General features: G+C 69.8%; 16 protein-coding genes. 11 read left to right on the top strand and 5 right to left on the bottom strand.

Annotation, left to right across the window (positions count from 1 at the left end; all coding sequences use genetic code 11):
* The first annotated feature begins 300 nt into the window (after positions 1-300).
* Entirely contained in the window at positions 301-1,176 is an 876-nt protein-coding gene (locus ACWD3O_RS02180) for a hypothetical protein (RefSeq protein WP_451414585.1), read from the top strand.
* Positions 1,177-1,224: 48 nt separating this feature from the next.
* Here the strand turns inward: ACWD3O_RS02180 and ACWD3O_RS02175 are convergent, their stop codons facing one another.
* The 3 genes from ACWD3O_RS02175 to ACWD3O_RS02165 are packed head-to-tail and all read right to left on the bottom strand — an operon-like array spanning position 1,225 to position 3,373.
* Entirely contained in the window at positions 1,225-2,730 is a 1,506-nt protein-coding gene (locus tag ACWD3O_RS02175; RefSeq protein ID WP_451414584.1) for a LacI family DNA-binding transcriptional regulator, read from the bottom strand.
* Positions 2,731-2,780: 50 nt separating this feature from the next.
* Complete coding sequence (locus tag ACWD3O_RS02170) at positions 2,781-3,161, bottom strand: helix-turn-helix domain-containing protein (protein ID WP_365827156.1); 381 nt, start codon at positions 3,159-3,161, stop codon at positions 2,781-2,783.
* Between the two features lie 44 nt (positions 3,162-3,205).
* On the bottom strand, positions 3,206-3,373 hold the full coding sequence (locus tag ACWD3O_RS02165; RefSeq protein ID WP_451414583.1) for a hypothetical protein: 168 nt from the start codon (positions 3,371-3,373) through the stop codon (positions 3,206-3,208).
* Between the two features lie 597 nt (positions 3,374-3,970).
* Between ACWD3O_RS02165 and ACWD3O_RS02160 the strand changes: the two genes are divergently transcribed.
* The 4 genes from ACWD3O_RS02160 (at position 3,971) to ACWD3O_RS02145 (ending at position 8,369) form a co-directional block, all read left to right on the top strand.
* Entirely contained in the window at positions 3,971-4,903 is a 933-nt protein-coding gene (locus ACWD3O_RS02160; protein WP_451414582.1) for a hypothetical protein, read from the top strand.
* A complete protein-coding gene (locus ACWD3O_RS02155; RefSeq protein ID WP_451414644.1) occupies positions 4,900-5,595 on the top strand; it encodes an ATP-binding protein in 696 nt (231 codons plus the stop codon). The genes ACWD3O_RS02160 and ACWD3O_RS02155 overlap by 4 nt, the downstream gene beginning before the upstream one ends.
* Positions 5,596-6,083: 488 nt before the next feature.
* Positions 6,084-6,719, top strand: coding sequence for a MobC family plasmid mobilization relaxosome protein (locus ACWD3O_RS02150; protein ID WP_451414581.1), 636 nt, complete (start codon positions 6,084-6,086; stop codon positions 6,717-6,719).
* Positions 6,720-8,369, top strand: a complete 1,650-nt coding sequence (locus tag ACWD3O_RS02145) for a relaxase/mobilization nuclease domain-containing protein (protein ID WP_451414580.1) — start codon at positions 6,720-6,722, stop codon at positions 8,367-8,369.
* A gap of 50 nt (positions 8,370-8,419) precedes the next feature.
* On the opposite strand, the gene ACWD3O_RS02140 is transcribed toward ACWD3O_RS02145, so the two are convergent.
* The gene (locus ACWD3O_RS02140; RefSeq protein ID WP_451414579.1) at positions 8,420-8,965 is read right to left on the bottom strand and encodes a flavoprotein; all 546 of its coding nucleotides are present in this window, start codon (positions 8,963-8,965) and stop codon (positions 8,420-8,422) included.
* Positions 8,962-10,260, bottom strand: a complete 1,299-nt coding sequence (locus ACWD3O_RS02135; protein ID WP_451414578.1) for a helix-turn-helix domain-containing protein — start codon at positions 10,258-10,260, stop codon at positions 8,962-8,964. The genes ACWD3O_RS02140 and ACWD3O_RS02135 overlap by 4 nt, the downstream gene beginning before the upstream one ends.
* Positions 10,261-10,340: 80 nt before the next feature.
* Between ACWD3O_RS02135 and ACWD3O_RS02130 the strand changes: the two genes are divergently transcribed.
* From ACWD3O_RS02130 to ACWD3O_RS02105, 6 genes are read left to right on the top strand one after another with little or no spacing between them, the layout of a single operon-like run.
* On the top strand, positions 10,341-10,880 hold the full coding sequence (locus tag ACWD3O_RS02130; RefSeq protein ID WP_451414577.1) for an ATP-binding protein: 540 nt from the start codon (positions 10,341-10,343) through the stop codon (positions 10,878-10,880).
* A complete protein-coding gene (locus ACWD3O_RS02125; protein ID WP_451414576.1) occupies positions 10,877-12,199 on the top strand; it encodes a UDP-N-acetylglucosamine 1-carboxyvinyltransferase in 1,323 nt (440 codons plus the stop codon). The genes ACWD3O_RS02130 and ACWD3O_RS02125 overlap by 4 nt, the downstream gene beginning before the upstream one ends.
* Entirely contained in the window at positions 12,196-13,410 is a 1,215-nt protein-coding gene (locus tag ACWD3O_RS02120; RefSeq protein ID WP_451414575.1) for a metallophosphoesterase, read from the top strand. Before ACWD3O_RS02125 ends, ACWD3O_RS02120 begins: the two co-directional genes overlap by 4 nt.
* The gene (gene dcd, locus ACWD3O_RS02115; protein WP_451414574.1) at positions 13,407-13,946 is read left to right on the top strand and encodes a dCTP deaminase; all 540 of its coding nucleotides are present in this window, start codon (positions 13,407-13,409) and stop codon (positions 13,944-13,946) included. Before ACWD3O_RS02120 ends, dcd begins: the two co-directional genes overlap by 4 nt.
* Complete coding sequence (locus tag ACWD3O_RS02110) at positions 13,943-14,479, top strand: dCTP deaminase (RefSeq protein ID WP_451414573.1); 537 nt, start codon at positions 13,943-13,945, stop codon at positions 14,477-14,479. The genes dcd and ACWD3O_RS02110 overlap by 4 nt, the downstream gene beginning before the upstream one ends.
* Positions 14,476-15,579 (top strand): glycosyltransferase family 4 protein, encoded by a 1,104-nt coding sequence (locus ACWD3O_RS02105; protein WP_451414572.1) that lies wholly within the window; start codon positions 14,476-14,478, stop codon positions 15,577-15,579. Before ACWD3O_RS02110 ends, ACWD3O_RS02105 begins: the two co-directional genes overlap by 4 nt.
* The last annotated feature ends 49 nt before the right edge of the window (positions 15,580-15,628 follow it).

The raw sequence follows: 15,628 nt of genomic DNA, 5'->3' as shown, positions 1-15,628 counted from the left end.
GGAGGCGCCCGCGATACCGCCGCGTCCTCAGTCCGGACTACTACATCGACAGTCTTCAACGCCGAGCCCCGGACGCCCATAGAGCCGCTGGCTGACTGCGATGCCACCCCATCTGTAAGCACCCTGTGGGCGGCAAGATGGTCAGAGCGTCGGACTGTCGTGGTTTCGGGCGGTCTCGAAGGGGGATGGGGAGCGGGTTGGTTCCCAGCCGTTTGGGAGCCGACTCGGTGATCCGGCTCCCAAACATGGAGACTCGCAGTCCGCGATGGACTGTCGGTAGCTGTGGTTAGCCTGGCTGCCATGGCCATCCAGACCCTGACGCTGAGCGTCCTCATCGCTTCCCCAGGCGACACCGCTCCTGATCGCGATGTGGTGGAGGACTCCATCCGCAGTTGGAACAGCGACCACACGATGCGGCGCAAGGTCCACCTCCTTCCTCTTCGATGGGAGCTGGGGGCAGTGCCGCTGGTCGGGCAGGGCGACGCGCAGGAGGTGATCAACGCACAGTTCGCCGACGAGGCGGACATCGTCGTCGCGGTGTTCAACAGCCGGCTCGGCCAGGCAACGAAGCGCGCGGTCTCCGGTACGGCCGAAGAGATCATCAGAGCCCGTGATCGCGGTGCGGCCGTCCACGTCTTCTTCTCCGACGCGCCAATCCCACGTGATCACGATCCGGAGCAGCTCGCTGCTCTGAACTCGTTCCGCAAGGAGCTCCAAGAGCACGGCCTCACTGGCACCTACGCATCGGCGGATGATCTCAAGGCAAAGGTGCGGACATGCCTGGAGCACGACGCGTATGCGGCTGGCGCCCCAAAGAGTGACACGTCAGAAGGCCCACAGACGGGTGCGCTTCTCCGCTCAAGCTTCCAGTGGGACACCGAACCCAAGCAGGACAGCAAAGGTCGGCTCAAGATGCGGCGTGTGAGGGAGCGACTGCGCGTGGAGAATCTGGGTGACGTCGCTGCCGAGAACGTCGTCCTAGAGATGAAGCCTGTCGGCGAGGGCCACAACCCGCACGTATTCGACGAACTGACCGCCGACCGCATCCCGTCCAAGTCTTTCGTTGATTTCCTCCTCGCTTGCGATATGGGGACCTCTCGTCAGGGGACGATCGTGCACCGATGGACTGAGTCGGGCACGCCCTGCGAGGAGGAACAGACGATCTCCTGGCTATAGGCGCATAGTGCGCTGAGGGCTGCTCGGGGGTGAAACGCAGCCCTTGGTCTACCGGCGTGCGCGCAGAAGATCGTTGAGCGCCCGTACCGGCGATGTCGGACACATCGCCAGGCGCGCGTCAAGCATCGCCTCCCACTGTTCGGTCAGGCCAGCCATGAGGCGGCGGCGCATGCCTGGGGTGACGTGGGCGTACCGCGCCGAGACCGAGCCGTCGATGTGGCCCATGCGCTCGTCCATGAGGACCTTCTCCGTTCCGAGGTCCTCCATCATCGTCCGGTGGGTGTGGCGAAGGCCGTGGGGCGTGAGTCCCTTGGCTATCGGGAGCCAGCAGGCGTCGGCCCGGTCGCTGGCACCCCGCCCTCGTGCCGGGACACCGGGCCACGGCTCGCCCAGTAGGGGCACCGGCCGTGGCTCCTGTGGTGCCTTCTTCGGGTACCAGCCGGAGACCGCAGGCGTGAACAACCAGGTCGCGAAACCATTCCTGCGCCAGTGGGCAGCGTGCTCCGGCACAACACCGCCTCGCACGAACCCGAGGTCCGCGATGGCCTGCTCGACCTTCGCGCGCGTGGCTTCGGCGACGCGTTCGGGGTGGTTGAGGACGTTGGACACCGTGCCCGTCGAGACGCCGGCACGACGGGCGACGTCGACGAGCTTCGTGCCCTGGTGGCCCCCAGTACGGGCTGCACCCTGCCCTCGGAAGACATAGGTCTTGCCGTGGCAGGGGCACGGCTTGGGCTTCGTGCGGGCGATGTGGTTGGCGACCAGCGCGGACAGCCAGTCCATCGAGTCGATGGTGCGGTAGCTGTCGTCCTTCGGCGGGCAGCGCACCAGCTCCCCCGTGTCGAGCTCGTACAGCTGCCACTCGACCCGGACGGCTCCAGGGCGGACGAACGCGGTCTCCAGGCCGACGATCTCTCCCCAGCGCATGCCGGTGTACCCCTTGAGGACCACGGCGACGAACTCATCGTCGCGGCCGGAGAGCAGGGCGGCGCGCTCGGCGGTCAGCAGGATGCCGAGCGCGTCGGTCACCACCTTCTCCGGACCACGGTCTCGGGAGCGACCGGCGCGCTTACCCCGTCCGCGCCTGCGAGCGGCCGGGTTGGACGTGATGAGGCCCTCGTCGATCGCGTCCTCGAAGATCAGGTGGAGCGTTGAGCGCCAGGTCTTGACGCTGGAGGCGGCATAGAGGGCCTTCTCCTTCTTCTCCCACAGGTCGACGTCCGTGCGCAGGATGCCGGCGAGCGCCTTGTCCTCGAAGTCGGGGAGCAGGTGCTCCTCGATGTGGCGCTTGTAGTTCTGCATGGTCGAAGCCGCCAGGTCTTGGGCCTCGTACCAGCGGTTCGCATACTCCCCGAAGGTCTCCTGACCGAGTGCCGGGTCGCGCCAGTCGCCGCGGCGGTACCTGTTCTCGGCCTCGGCCGCTGCCCGTTGGGCCTCGCCCTTGGTGGCGAACCTGATCGCCTTGCCGTTCTCGTCGACGACCGTGTTGTGCTTGCCTGGCGCGACCTTGTACCGGCCGCGCCAGTAGCTTCCGCGCTTCTCCGCGAAACCCAAGTCCTGCTGTCCCCTGTTCCTCGTCCTCGGCTTCGGCAGATGCGATCGAGTCAAGCAACAGCGCTGTACTGCTGCTGTCGACGCGGCGGGCGGGCCCGCAGGCGAGTCGCCGGTGCCACGGCAGGGCGGCGACGTCGCGGGGAGCCGGTCTGCGTACCGGGCTCGGAGAGCGGATCGGTCGCCCGCAAGGCTGTCTGCGCAGGCTGGGCCGGCCGCTCCTCGTGCAGGCGGATCATCTCGGCAAGGTGCTCGGCGGTGAAGCGGTAGGCGCGGCCGACCCGGGTGTGCGGGATCAAACGCCGTCGCGCTCGGTCCTTGACCCACCAGGCCGAGCAGCCGAGGGTGTCGGCGATCTCCTCGGGGCGGTAGAGGCGGGGTGCGGGGGTGTCGGACGGCCTGTGGGGGGCGGACGCGGGCGTGGGTCGGTGCAAGGGGCAACTCCTGGTCGTGAGGGCGCGAGGGATGCGTGGGCGGCTCAGGTGGCGCGCGGGCCCTGAAGGAGGGCAAGGGGTGATACCTGCAGGGCTTCGGCGATGGCGACCCGGCCGTCGACATCCATCGCCGCTTGGCGGATTCGATGCGGGACAGCATCGTGCTGGACATAGGCCGGCTCAAAGCGGTACATCATGCGGCGAGTGGGCATGGCTCAAGGCCGCGCTCCGTGCGAATGATTTCGGTGGTGTGAGCCGTCAGCATTCCTGCGGGCCTCACTTCCAGAGATCGTGTTGTCATGGCTCCACTTGTAGCGCGCATTCGCCGGTTTGGTTAACCGGCGATCGTCGGCTATATTGCCCCGCGCTCAATCGGTGAGCGAGGCGGTCGGGGTGCTACGTAAGGCAGGATCCCCGATTGAGCCCCCACAGTAGAGACCCTCCCTGACGTGGGGTGTTGTGTTGTAGCTTCGCCGCTCGCAAGACGTCAACGGCTTGCCGGTGTGATGCTTCTGGCTCGGGATGCAGGGCAACTATTTGGTCGACCGGCAATCGTGCCCTACTGTTTTCGCACCGCTCTCTCCGTCTCGATTTCCGGCGGAGTTTCTGCCGTGAGAGATTGCGCCGGTAAGGGCTGGACTTGCGCGCCGCGGGTGTGGCTATGTTGACAACGCCCGGAAAGCGCAAGCGGCCATCAACGCCCCGCGCCAACGGCCGGACATCCCCACCCTTCACACCCGTCCCCGCCCCCGACCGACGGTGAACCGTGGGCATCCAGCCCACCGGCCACCGAGTGAGGACCGCCCCTCTTGGCACGAATCCGCACCATCAAGCCGGAAGCCTTCGTCTCCGAGTCCCTGGCCTCTGTCTCCCTGACGGCCGAGCGGACCTTCTTCGGACTGCTCACCCAGGCCGATGACCAAGGGCGCCACCGCGACCACGCCGCGATCATCGCCGGGCAACTGTGGGTCCTGCGCCCGGAACACACGCCCGCCGCTGTCGAGAAGGACCTCGCCCAGCTCGCCGACGCCGGGCTGATATGCCGCTACAAGGGTCCGGACGACAAGCGCTACCTGCACATCGTCACCTGGCGACAGCATCAGAAGATCAACCGCCCCAGCGCGAGCCGTCTTCCTGCTTGTCCGCATCACGACACGCAGGCTCGCACCGTGCCCCGCGTCGACGCGCCGCCTGTTGGAGTGGACGTCACGGAGCCCGCACCAGGGCGTCACGGAGCCCTCCGTGACGCCTCCGGGCGAAAACGCGAGCCTGCGATGAATTCGGTCACCGATGACGAAATTGCAGGTCAGAGCGATTTCAGTGAGCCCTCCGTGAGGCAGCGGGGAGGGTTCGGCGAGGGAGCGGTGACACCTCACGGTCCGGATCTAGGACCTAGGATCATGGATCTAGGAGATACCCCTTCGGGGGGCGCAAGCGCCCGCACACCCCGCCCCGTCTCAGCCAACGAGCTCATCGCCGAGTACGCCGCCGCTTGCACACACCGTCCACCCAAGGACGTCCTGGGCCATCTCGGACGAGAGGCACGCAAGTTGCTCGAGGAAGGCATCGCGCCTGGTCACGTCCGGGCCGGACTCGACCTGCACCGCGCCAAGGGCCTACACCCCAGCACTCTGCCGAGCCTCGTGCACGAAGCCATGAACGGCTCCCCCACGGCGCCGGTTGCCCACAGGGCGTGGACAAATCCCACCGATGCCGAAGCCGCCTACGGAGGTGACCTCTGACCGCCACTCTCAGCCGCGAGCCCCGCCGCGTCGGTCCGCTCGCCGAACGGCTCAACGGCATCCTTGCCGACCGCGGCATCGACCCCACCACCGCAGCCGCGGATGAATCGCCGGCCGAGCGGATCACCGCCCTGGAACTGGCCGACGCCCGCATCCCCGCCCGCTACCGCCGTGCCTTGGCCGACCGCCCCGAGACGACCGCTTGGGCCGACCAGATCGCCTGCGCCGGACGCCCTGGCCCCGGCGGGCCGGGCATCGCCGAAGGCCCGTCGCTGCTGATCGCCGGCCCGACGGGCACCGGCAAGACCCACCTTGCGTACGGCGCCATCCGCACCCTCCTCGCCCGTGGCGTCCGCCTGCGCTGGGAAGCCACCACCACCGCCGACCTCTACGCCCGCCTGCGCTCCCGGGCCGGCCACGACACCGAACGCGACCTGCGGACCCTGGCCCGGAGCCCGCTCCTGTTCCTGGACGACCTCGGCGCGGCCAAGACCAGCGAATGGACCGAGGAGCTGACCTACCGGCTCATCAACCACCGGTACGAGCACATGCTCCCCACCCTCATCACTACCAACCTCCCCACCGCCGAACTCCGCGCCACCCTTGGTGACCGCGTCGCCTCTCGCCTCGCCGAAATGACCGACCGCGTCATCCTCACCGGCCCCGATCGACGCCGCCACCACCCCGCCTGACCTCCATGAGGTCGGTCCCGCACTCCCAAATCCGGAGGGCGCAGCCTTCCGGAAACGGGGACCGGCCTCGTCACCATCGGAGACCGAGGCCCGGGGACCGGGGGACCGGGGACTAACCGGGACCGACGCAGCAACGACGCGGGGACCGGGCGTCCAGTCTGGGGACCGGTCCCCACTCCGACAGCGGCCGGTCCCCTTCGATTCCGGGACCGGTCCCCAACGGACTTATCGGATACGGGGACCGGGACCAGATGTCTCCCGCATTTCCAGGGCTCCCGAACCGGGATCGACAACACACGGTCCCCGAGCGTGATGAACCACGGGGACCGGGGACCGGTCCCCGCCCTGAGCCGGATCGGTCCCCGTCCTGAGCCTGACCCGGCGCAAGGGACTGCCCCGACCGTCCCGCAACCCACCCCTTCCTCCCGTGCCAACCCCGCCGACCGCAGTGCGAGGCACGGACCAAACCACCCACCCAGAGAGCATCCATGCACCAGGCACAGCACGAAACCGTCGACGACACCCGCTCGAAGACCACCTCCCTGGCCCCCGGCGGAGCAAGGTATGGCATTGGACCGTCCAAGGGCCGGTCCAACGCGGAAGCCTCCGCCCCGGGGGTGGCGGAGATAGGGCCCCGGCGCGAGGGCGCACTGGGGACAAGGGTCGTGCGTGCCGCTGACGAGGCCGCGCTGCACCGTGTCGCCCGCCGCCGCGCCCACCAGGACGTGCAGCGCAGGGAGCGTGTCGACGTTCGCTACAGCGTCAACGAGAAAGCCGAGATCCTCGCCGAGGCCCGACGGCTCGGCCTGGCCGGCGCACACCTCGTCGGCGCCGTCGTCATGGCCCACCTCAGTGGCGACCTCGTCCTGCCCGACCGACGCACAGCGACCGACGACCTGATCGACGAACTGGCCGCCCTCCGCACGCAGGTCTCCAAGATCGGCACGAACGTGAACCAGATCGCTCACCGCCTCAACTCCGGTGGCGATCCCCACCCCATTGACGCCGCCGTGCTCGCCGAGGCCGGGCGCGTCCTGGCCTCGGTCACGCAGGCGGCCAACGCGATCGACGCCGCCGCCGACGCCACCGCCGATGTGGCAGCCACACAGCGCAGGGCGGTCTGATTGATCGCGAACATCGTCAAGCCCGGCCACAAAACCAGGGGCGTCCTCAACTACCTGTACGGGCCCGGCCGCGCCAACGAGCACACCGACCCCCACCTCGTCGCCTCCTGGGACGGCTTCGCGCCCGACCCCGGCCGCGACCCCGAGGCCACCCTCGCCCATCTCGCCACCGTCCTCGACCTACGAGTCAAGCAGGCCGGCCACAAGGCGCCGAAGAACCACGTCTGGCACTGCTCGATCCGCGCTGCTCCCGAAGACCCGATCCTGTCGGACGATCAGTGGGCCACCATCGCCCGGCGCGTCCTCAACGCCACCGGCATCGCCCCCGCCGGCGACCCCGACGCCTGCCGCTGGGTCGCCGTCCGCCACGCCGACGACCACATCCACATCGTCGCCACCAAGGTCCGGGGCGACCTCCGTCCACCCCGGAACTGGAACGACTTCCTGCGGGCGGACAACGAACTCGTCGCCGTCGAGAAGGAGTACGGCCTGCGCCAGGTTCCGCGCGGTGATCGGACCGCCGCCAAGCGGCCCACCCGCGCCGAGCAGGAGAAGGCCCGCCGCACCGGACGTTCCATCACGGCTCGCGAGCGCCTGCGGAGCACCGTCCGCACCGCCCTGACCGCAGCCACCAGCATGGGCCAGTTCTTCGAGGTCCTCACCGGCACCGGTGTGCTGGTGGATATCCAGTACTTCCCCTCCGGTGACATCCGCGGGTACAAGGTCGCTCTCGAAGGCGACACCAACAAGGACGGCGAGCCCGTCTGGTTCTCCAGCTCCACCCTCGCCCCCGACCTCTCATACCCCAAGATCGCTGACCGCCTCACCGCCAGCGACCCCGGCCCGGCGGCCCCGACCGAGTTCGACGCCTGGCGTCGACTCACGCAGGCTGTCGGCCGGATGCCCGACCACCTCGCCCACAGCGACGATGGGGCCGGACAGGCGCACATCGCCGTCCTGGTCGAAACCCTCGACGCCCTGCCCCTAATCGCGCCGACCGACCGACGGCCTGAGCTCCTGCAGGCGGCTGCCTCGTTTGAACGGGCCAGCCGTTCCCGCGTCCGCGCCCGCCACCAGCAGGCCCAGGCCACCCGGCGGGCAGTGAAGGCAATCCTCCGAGTCCCCCCTCCCAAGGACGGAGCCCTCCTCGCGATCCTTCTTGACGCCCTCCTCTTGGCGGTCGTCGCCACCCAGCACTGGCACCGCACTCGCGCTCACGACCAGCAGGCCGAAGCAGCCCGCCAGGCGGCCGAGCACTTGCGCCGCGCCTACCAGGCCGCAGCCGCGGAGCCACTGGCCGTGCTCCAGCAGCGTGGAACCCGGCTGGCCACGTCGCTTCGCCGCCGCCAGAAAACCATCCTGCGCCAAGCGCTCCCGGAGCTGGCGGACAAAATCCTCGCGGAGCCCGGGTGGCCCGCCCTGGCAGCCACTCTCGCCAAGGCCCGGTCAGCGGGACACGACCCCGGCACCCTCCTCGCCGAAGCCACCGCCCAGCGAGAACTCGACACCGCAACCAGCCTCAGCCAAACCCTCACCTGGCGCCTCCACCGTCTCGCCGACCTGACCCAGCACACCACCAACGCCCCGGGGACCCTGCAGGCCACAACGCGGGTGGTCCATCCGACCACCCAGCAGCGCCGCGGACGTTGACCCTGACGGCATGCTCGCGAGGTCAGGCGGTCGGCACGACCCGCCAGTCCTCAGCCAGCCGCTCTTCCCACCAGCGCCGGAGCCAGCAGTTCCAGCGCCTCCTCCCACTGGAAGCGTTCCGCTCCCCCGCCTGCCTTCGGACGGTGCGGCTCGTACGTCCCGACCAGCACCCCCATCTCCCGTAGCTGAACCAGGCTCCGACCGTACGCCGGGTGGGCGGCCATGGCAGCGTTCACGTACGGCAGGACAGCGGTCGGTGTACCCAGCCCGTACGCCTCGCAGAGGACGCCCAGGGCGAGGGTGTCGGCGATGCCGGCCGCCCACTTGTTGACCGTGTTGAACGTGGCCGGCGCGACGGCAATCGCGTCGGCGGGCGGAAGGGGGCGCGGGTCACCGGGGCTGCGCCAGGCAAAGCGGATCGGGTAGCCGGTCTGGGCCTCGATCGCCTCGGCGTCGAGGAAGCCGAGCCCTTGGGGCGTGGCTATGACGCCGACGCCCCACCCTCGCTTCTGCGCGGCGCTGATCAGCTTGTGGGCGTCGCCCGCGATGCCGGCGGCGCAGACGACGACGTACAGGAACGGCTGCTCTGCGCTCACGCGGGGACTCCCAGTCGGCGGCTGAAGCGGTGGAGTTCGGGCAGGGTACGGCGCCGGTCGCGGGCGGCCATGTCGGCGACCAGGTCTCGTACAGCGGGCCGGCGTACGTCCTGGGCGGCGCAGGTCTCGGCGATCCGCAGTGCCTGGTAGCCCTCGGCCAGGCGGCCCTGCTGGTTGTAGGCGCGGGCGGCCTCGATCCAAAGGGCCGCTCGGCGTTCGGGGACGGGGATGTCGCGGCGCATGAGGGGGGCGGCGGTGTTCAGGGCGATACCGGCGTCGCCGAACGCAACCGCCGCGCTCACCGCGTGGAGGGCGACGTTGGTGGGGCTGAAGTTCGCCCAGGCGTCGGGCCGGTCGAGTGCGACGTAGCGGGCGACGTCTTGGGCCTCGTCGAGGAATTCGCGGGTGGCGGCACGGTCTCCGGCGGTGCTGGCGGCCGTGACGCCCCGCAGGAGAAGCAGGCCCACTGCGGCGAGGTAGCGAGGGGAGCGTCGGTCGTAGGAACCGGCGAGTTGTCCCGCCGTGTGACGGACGAGGGTGACGGCCTGGGTGGTGTGCTTCTCGCGGGCCAGGACGTGGGCATGCACGCGGACGCTGGAGGCGAGGACGACGGGGTCGCCGGAGCGCTCGGCCTCGGCCAGGGCGCGGCCCACCGCGAGCCAGGCGTTGCCGTGGTCCCCCTGTTTGAGCAGCAGGCTGGTCGAGGTCTGGTACGCGGTGGCCAGTAGTCCGGCCATCTCGGCCTCGTTGCGGTGGTCACCCGCGGCTTCCCGCAAGTCGGCGAGAAGGCCGGGCAGGATGGCCTCCAGCTCCGCGTAGTCGCAGGTGCAGAACAGGCGCCGGGCGGCAGCAAGGCGGGTTTCCAGGGAGCCGGTGTCTGCGGAACCAGTGTCTGAGGCTCCTGTCTGACCGGAGACTGTCCGCGGACTGGGGAGGAGGGCGCGGACAAGGTTGTCGTGAGCTGCCGTGGCAGGGGTGGTGGGGGCCGTGAGGGAGGCAATGCTCGCGGCGAGGAAGGTGCGGCGGCGCATGTCTTCCGTCTCATGATCGTCGGTCGGTGCTGCTGACGGGCCCGGGTCTCTCAGGCCGAGGATGTGGAGAGGAATGCCGAGTTCAGCGGCGACGGCACGTAAGACCCGGGTGTCTTCCGTGCCTCGTCCGCTCTCCAGGCGGCTGAGCTTCGACTGGTGGTAGCCCAGCGCGGCGGCGACGTCCGCCTGCGAGCGCCCGGTGCTCCGGCGGGCGTGCTTGATCACCTCGCCGATCCTCCCGGCTTCGGTCTTCACGTCTGCCATCCATGCCCTTCCGTCCACGTCGAGCATGCCCCTGCGGTCGAGCGTAGGCGAGCAGTACGGGAGCGTCATGCAGCTTCTGCATGGACGATGCGGTGCGGGCACAGGGTGTCGCGACCGAGGCGTCCGGGGCGGTTCCTTGGAGTGGTCGATCCGACTTCTGGAGGCCGCTCGTGGAAGCGCACCAGCTCACCTTCACTCTCCCGCCGACGCCGGTCGCCGTTCCCACGGCACGACGCCAAGCGCGGGAGGCCATAGCCGCCTGGCTGGCTGTGACAGCAGCGCCGGAAGCCGTGCGGACGGCTGAGCTGGTCGTCAGCGAGCTCGTCACGAACGCGGTCCGATACGCCGATCACCAGCCGATCAGCGTCGTCATCCAGTTCTGCGCAGCGGTCCTGCGAGTGGAGGTCAGCGACGCGAGCCCCACTCTGCCGAAACCGGCGCTGCCAGGCGAGGACAGCGAGGGCGGACGCGGTCTCTTCATCGTCGGCGTCCTCGCAGACCGCTTTGGGGCGGCGGCGACGGCCTCCGGCAAGTGCTGCTGGGCCGAGATCGACACGGCTGCCTCGCCTCCGGCCGGTGCTGCCGACTTGTCCCTTCCTACGCAGAGGAGTTGTACGTGAGTACCCGCGCCCCCGCAGCCACGTCCCAGGTCATCGCTATCCGGCCCGGCCGGCCCCTCTCCGGCACCGTGACGGTCGACGGTTCGAAGAACGCCGCGCTCCCGCTCGTAGCCGCTGCGGCAGCCCTCCTTCGCCCGGTCCGTCTGGACAACGTCCCCGCCAGCTCCGACGTGCAGACCCTGCTGGACCTGCTGCGCCAGGCCGGCTGGAACACCGCCCACCCGGTCGGCGACGACCAGACCGTCCTCGTCCTTCCCCGCGAGGTGGCCCCGACGCCCGACGGCCTGGGCGAGGCCGCGTCCGGCATCCGCGCCTCGTACTACCTCGTCCCCGCTCTGATCGCCCTGTACGGCCGGGCCCGGCTTCCCTGGCCGGGCGGATGCCGGATCGGGGACCGCGGCATGGAGCAGCACTTCAAGGTGTACGAAGCCTTCGGCGACCGCGTCCGCGTGGACGACCACGGGTACGTCGTCGAAGCCGGCAAGGCCGTCCGTGGCACGGTGTCGCTGGTCCTGCCCTTCCGCTCGCGCGGAGCGACGATCGTCGCGGTCCTGCGCGCCATGGTCGCGGGTACTCCGCTTCGGCTCGGACAGCCGAACCTCTCCCCTGAGGTTCTCGGTGTCCTGAACGCCCTTAGGGCAGTGGGGTACGAGTGCCGTGCCGGCGAGCGCGTCCTCACTCTCGCGCCGCCGTCTTCCGTCTCGGAAGAGGACGTACCTGTCTGGAAGGTGCCGGGAGACAAGATCGAGGCGGGGACTCTGGCCTGCGCCGTGGCCGCGAGCGGCGGCAACGCGCGGATCGAGGGTGTTCACGGCCCTGATGTCGCGCCGCTCGTCGCAGCCCTTCACAGGATGGGCATTCCCACGGCCGGCGAATCGAAGGCCCTGGTCGTCCACGGACGGGAGACCCAGCCGACCGGCCGCCCGCTGCGGGCCATGGCCACGCTGGCGCCAGGCGGCCTCGACGCCGACTTCGAGCCGCCGCTCCTCGGCCTGGCCCTGGGCTTCCCCGGCACGCATCTGTTCTCGGACCCGATCAACCCCGGCCGCCACAGCAACCTCATCCCGCAGCTCGTCCGCATGGGCGGCGACATCACCGAACTGTCCACCACCGAGTGCCGGTTCACCGGCCCGCAGCGACTGACGGGTGCCGGAGTGGAGGCGACAGACATCCGCACGGGTTCAGCGCTGCTGGTCGCCGGCCTCACCGCCCGCGGCGTCACGACCCTCGGCGGAGTCGACCAGATCCGCCGCGGCCACTCCGACCTACCCGGAAAGCTCCTCGCCCTAGGAGCCGACATCTGCGAGGTCACCCCATGACCGCCGTCAGACGCTTTAAACGGATCATCGCCACCACCGACGTCCACTCGTCCTTCGACGACGCCGTGCCGATGCTCGCGCACCTGCACGCGATGAGGCGCGACAGCTTCGTTGTCGACTGCGGGGACTTCTTCGAGGGCACGGGCTACTACCGGCTCGGTCAGGGCCGGATCGAGCAGGACGTCCTCACCCGTCTCTACGACGCCGTCGTCCCCGGCAACCATGGCTGGGGCCATCACTTCGAGCCCGGCCTGTACGACATCACGGTGTGCGCGAACGCGGTCGACGACGAGACCGACGAGCTGCTCTTCCGCCCGGGCCGTCTGGTGCGCGTCGGCACCCGCTGTGTCGCCGTCACGGGCGTCATCGGCCCGCAGGCGTTCCACGCCATCCCGGCGGACCAGCGTGCCGGCCACCGTGTCGTCGAACCGGTCCGGGCCTTGCGCGAGCTGATGCTGGCCCATCACCACCAGGCCGACTCCTGGGTGGTCCTGAGCCACTCCGGGTTCGACGAGGACCTCAAGCTGGCCACAGCCTGCCCGTTCCTGGACATCGTCTTCGCCGGGCACTGCCACAGTGAACGCCCGGACCCGGTGCCGGTCGGGGACACGCTCGTCCTGAAGGGACGTGAACTGGCGGCCGGGTACGCGCTGGCCGAGCCCATGGATGCCGGCTGGGCCACCCAGGTGGGCTCCTTCCCGTCTGGGGTCGTCCTCCCCCGTGAACTCGCCCTCGTGGGGAAGGCCATCGACACCATTCACGAGGAGCTACGCACTCCGCTCGGCCCGCTCCGGGATCCATACGGGAACGGTCCTCTCAACCGTCGCGCCCTGCTCTCCGACGTCGCTGACCGCCTCCACAACGGTCTGGGGGCCGAAGCCGTGCTGCTGAACGAGACCGCTCTTCGGTCTCCCCGCTTGGGGACCGAACTCACGCGGGGCGATCTCCTCGCCATCGAGCCCTTCGACAACCAGCTCGTGCACGCCCACGTACCCGAGCAATTCTCCTCAGACCCGACGGCCCTCCTCACCCACCTCGTCGAGCAAGCCGGTCCGATCGTGTCGGCTCCCGAGCCCTTGCCCGATCATCTGCCGACCGTGCTGACCACCGGCTATCTCGCCGACACCTACCTCGGCTGCCGTACCCGGCAAGCCGGGGTCCGTCTCAGTCAGGCCGTGCAGCACACGCTCATCGATGGAGACTCCCGATGATCCTCACCGGTCCCGAGATCACCCAGGCCGCGGCCGACGGCCGCATCCGTATCTCCCCGTTCGAGCCGACGCAGGTCAACCCGAACAGCTACAACGTCCGGCTCGGCGGCACCCTGCTCACATACGTCGCCGACACGTTGGACGCCCACCTCCCGAACGCCACCGTGCCGATCGAGATCGAGCCGGACGGTTTCGAACTCCAGCCGGGCCAGCTCTACCTCGGCCACACCATCGAGGAGGTCGGCTCCGACACGTTCGTGCCGCTGCTCTTCGGACGCTCCTCGGTCGGCCGCCTCGGCCTGTTCGTCGAGATCACCGCGCCCATCGGCGACATCGGCTTCCACGGCCAGTGGACGCTCATGCTCTCCCCGATCCGTCCGCTGCGCGTCTACCCGGGCATGCGGATCGGGCAGATCATGTTCTTCGTGTCCGTCGGCCCTGTGGCGCTCTACACGGGCAAGTACCAGTCCTCCACCGGCCCCCAGCCCTCCGCGTACTGGCGCGACCTCGCCGCCCTCGGGGCGGTGGCCTCGTGATCCTCACCGGCCCCGCCATCACCGCCGCCAGGGCCGCCGGCGAGATCACCATCGAGCCGTACGAGCCGAAGCGGATCTCCCCCAACGCCTACGACTGGCGTCTGGGCGACACTCTGCGCTTCCACGACGGCTCCCTCGACGCGGCAAAGCCGACCGAGTTCCGGGAGGCGCCGATCCCCGACGCGGGCTACGTACTGCGGCCGGGCGTCCTCTACCTGGGGACCACCTACGAGCGGACCGGCTCGGAGACGTACGCGCAGTTCCTCAACGGCGACCGGACCATCGGCGCGCTCGGCGTCTGGGTCCACGTCTCCGCTCCCCTCGGACACCAGGGTCACGCCATCCGCTGGACGCTGGAGATCCGCGCCAGCCGACCGGTCCGCGTCTACCCGCGCATGACGTTCGGCAAGCTGATCTTCCTCCAGGCCCTCGGCGCTGCGGCCAGCTACCAGCACCACGGCCTGAAGTACCGGTCCAGCCAAGGCATCGAGACCTCCCGCCTCTACGAGGAAAACCCTGGAGGCTCCGCATGAACCCCAGCGTCGTCACGGCCCTCGACCTGCCGTTCCCGAGCCCCGGCGGAAGCGTCGAGCTCTTCCTCGATCTGTACACCGGCCGCAGTCCCCTCCTGCCCGCACGGGCCTTCATGCTCGCCCCGGAGCACAGGGGCCTGCGGCCGGCCGCGCCAGCGGGTCTGGACCTCGTGCAGGCACCAGGGAAGTGCCTGACCGGATACGCGTTCCGCCGTTACGTCACCACACTGCAGCGGGCCCTCGTGGAGGCGGTCGACCCAGGCGAGGTCGGGGTACTCCATCTGCAGCACCTCGCCTTCGGCGCCACACCGGCCCTGCTCCGCGCCTTCCCGAAACGCCCTCGGATCGCCCTCGTCCACGGCACCGATCTGCTGTTCGCGGAAGCGCACCCGGAACAGCTCGCCACCCTGCGCGAGGCGGCCTGGGCGGCAGACGTGATCGTGGTGCCGACCGGCGCGATGGCCGACCGCCTGCTTCTGCTCGCCCCCGACACCCGCCGCCGCAAAGTGGAGAAGGTCCCCTGGGGCATCCCGAACGGCCTCATCGCCAGCCCTCCCCCACGACGCCGGCACCAGTCCTCCAGCCACCTGCGGATCCTGTACGCCGGCCGCCTCACCCCCGAGAAGGGCTTCGACACCCTTCTCTCAGCCCTCCCCCTCACCCAGTCGGCCGAGCTGTCCGTCGCCGCCCCCAGAGCCGAGTTCCACGCCCTTCGTCCCCGTCTCCACCGGCACGGAGTACACGTCCACTACCTCGGCTGGCTCCGCCGGCCACAACTCTGGAGGACCTTCGCCGACCACGACGTCCTGGTGATGCCCTCCACGACGCTCGAGGCCATGGGCCTCGTCGCGCTGGAAGCCCAGGCATGCGGCCTTCCCGTCCTCTACCAGCCAGTTCCCGGCCTCACCGAGGCGCTGGGCACCACCGGCCTCGCCACCGACTTCGCCGACCCGCACGCCGTCGCGCGCGCAATCGACCGCCTCCGCGCCAGCCCCGGCCTCCTGTCGGCGCTCCGCGCGGCCGGCGTCACCAACGCGGCCCGCTTCCCCCTGAGCGCCACCGCCGCAGCCCTCGCCGAGCTCGGCAGACGCCTCGTCTGACCACCCGTGGCGCACCTCCGCCAGGGCCAGCAGTCTCACTACGATCGGA

The organism is Streptomyces sp. NPDC002640 (genome assembly GCF_053592575.1).
The sequence above is the reverse complement of the archived record's forward strand: the minus strand, read 5'-3'. Positions and strand labels throughout refer to the sequence as shown.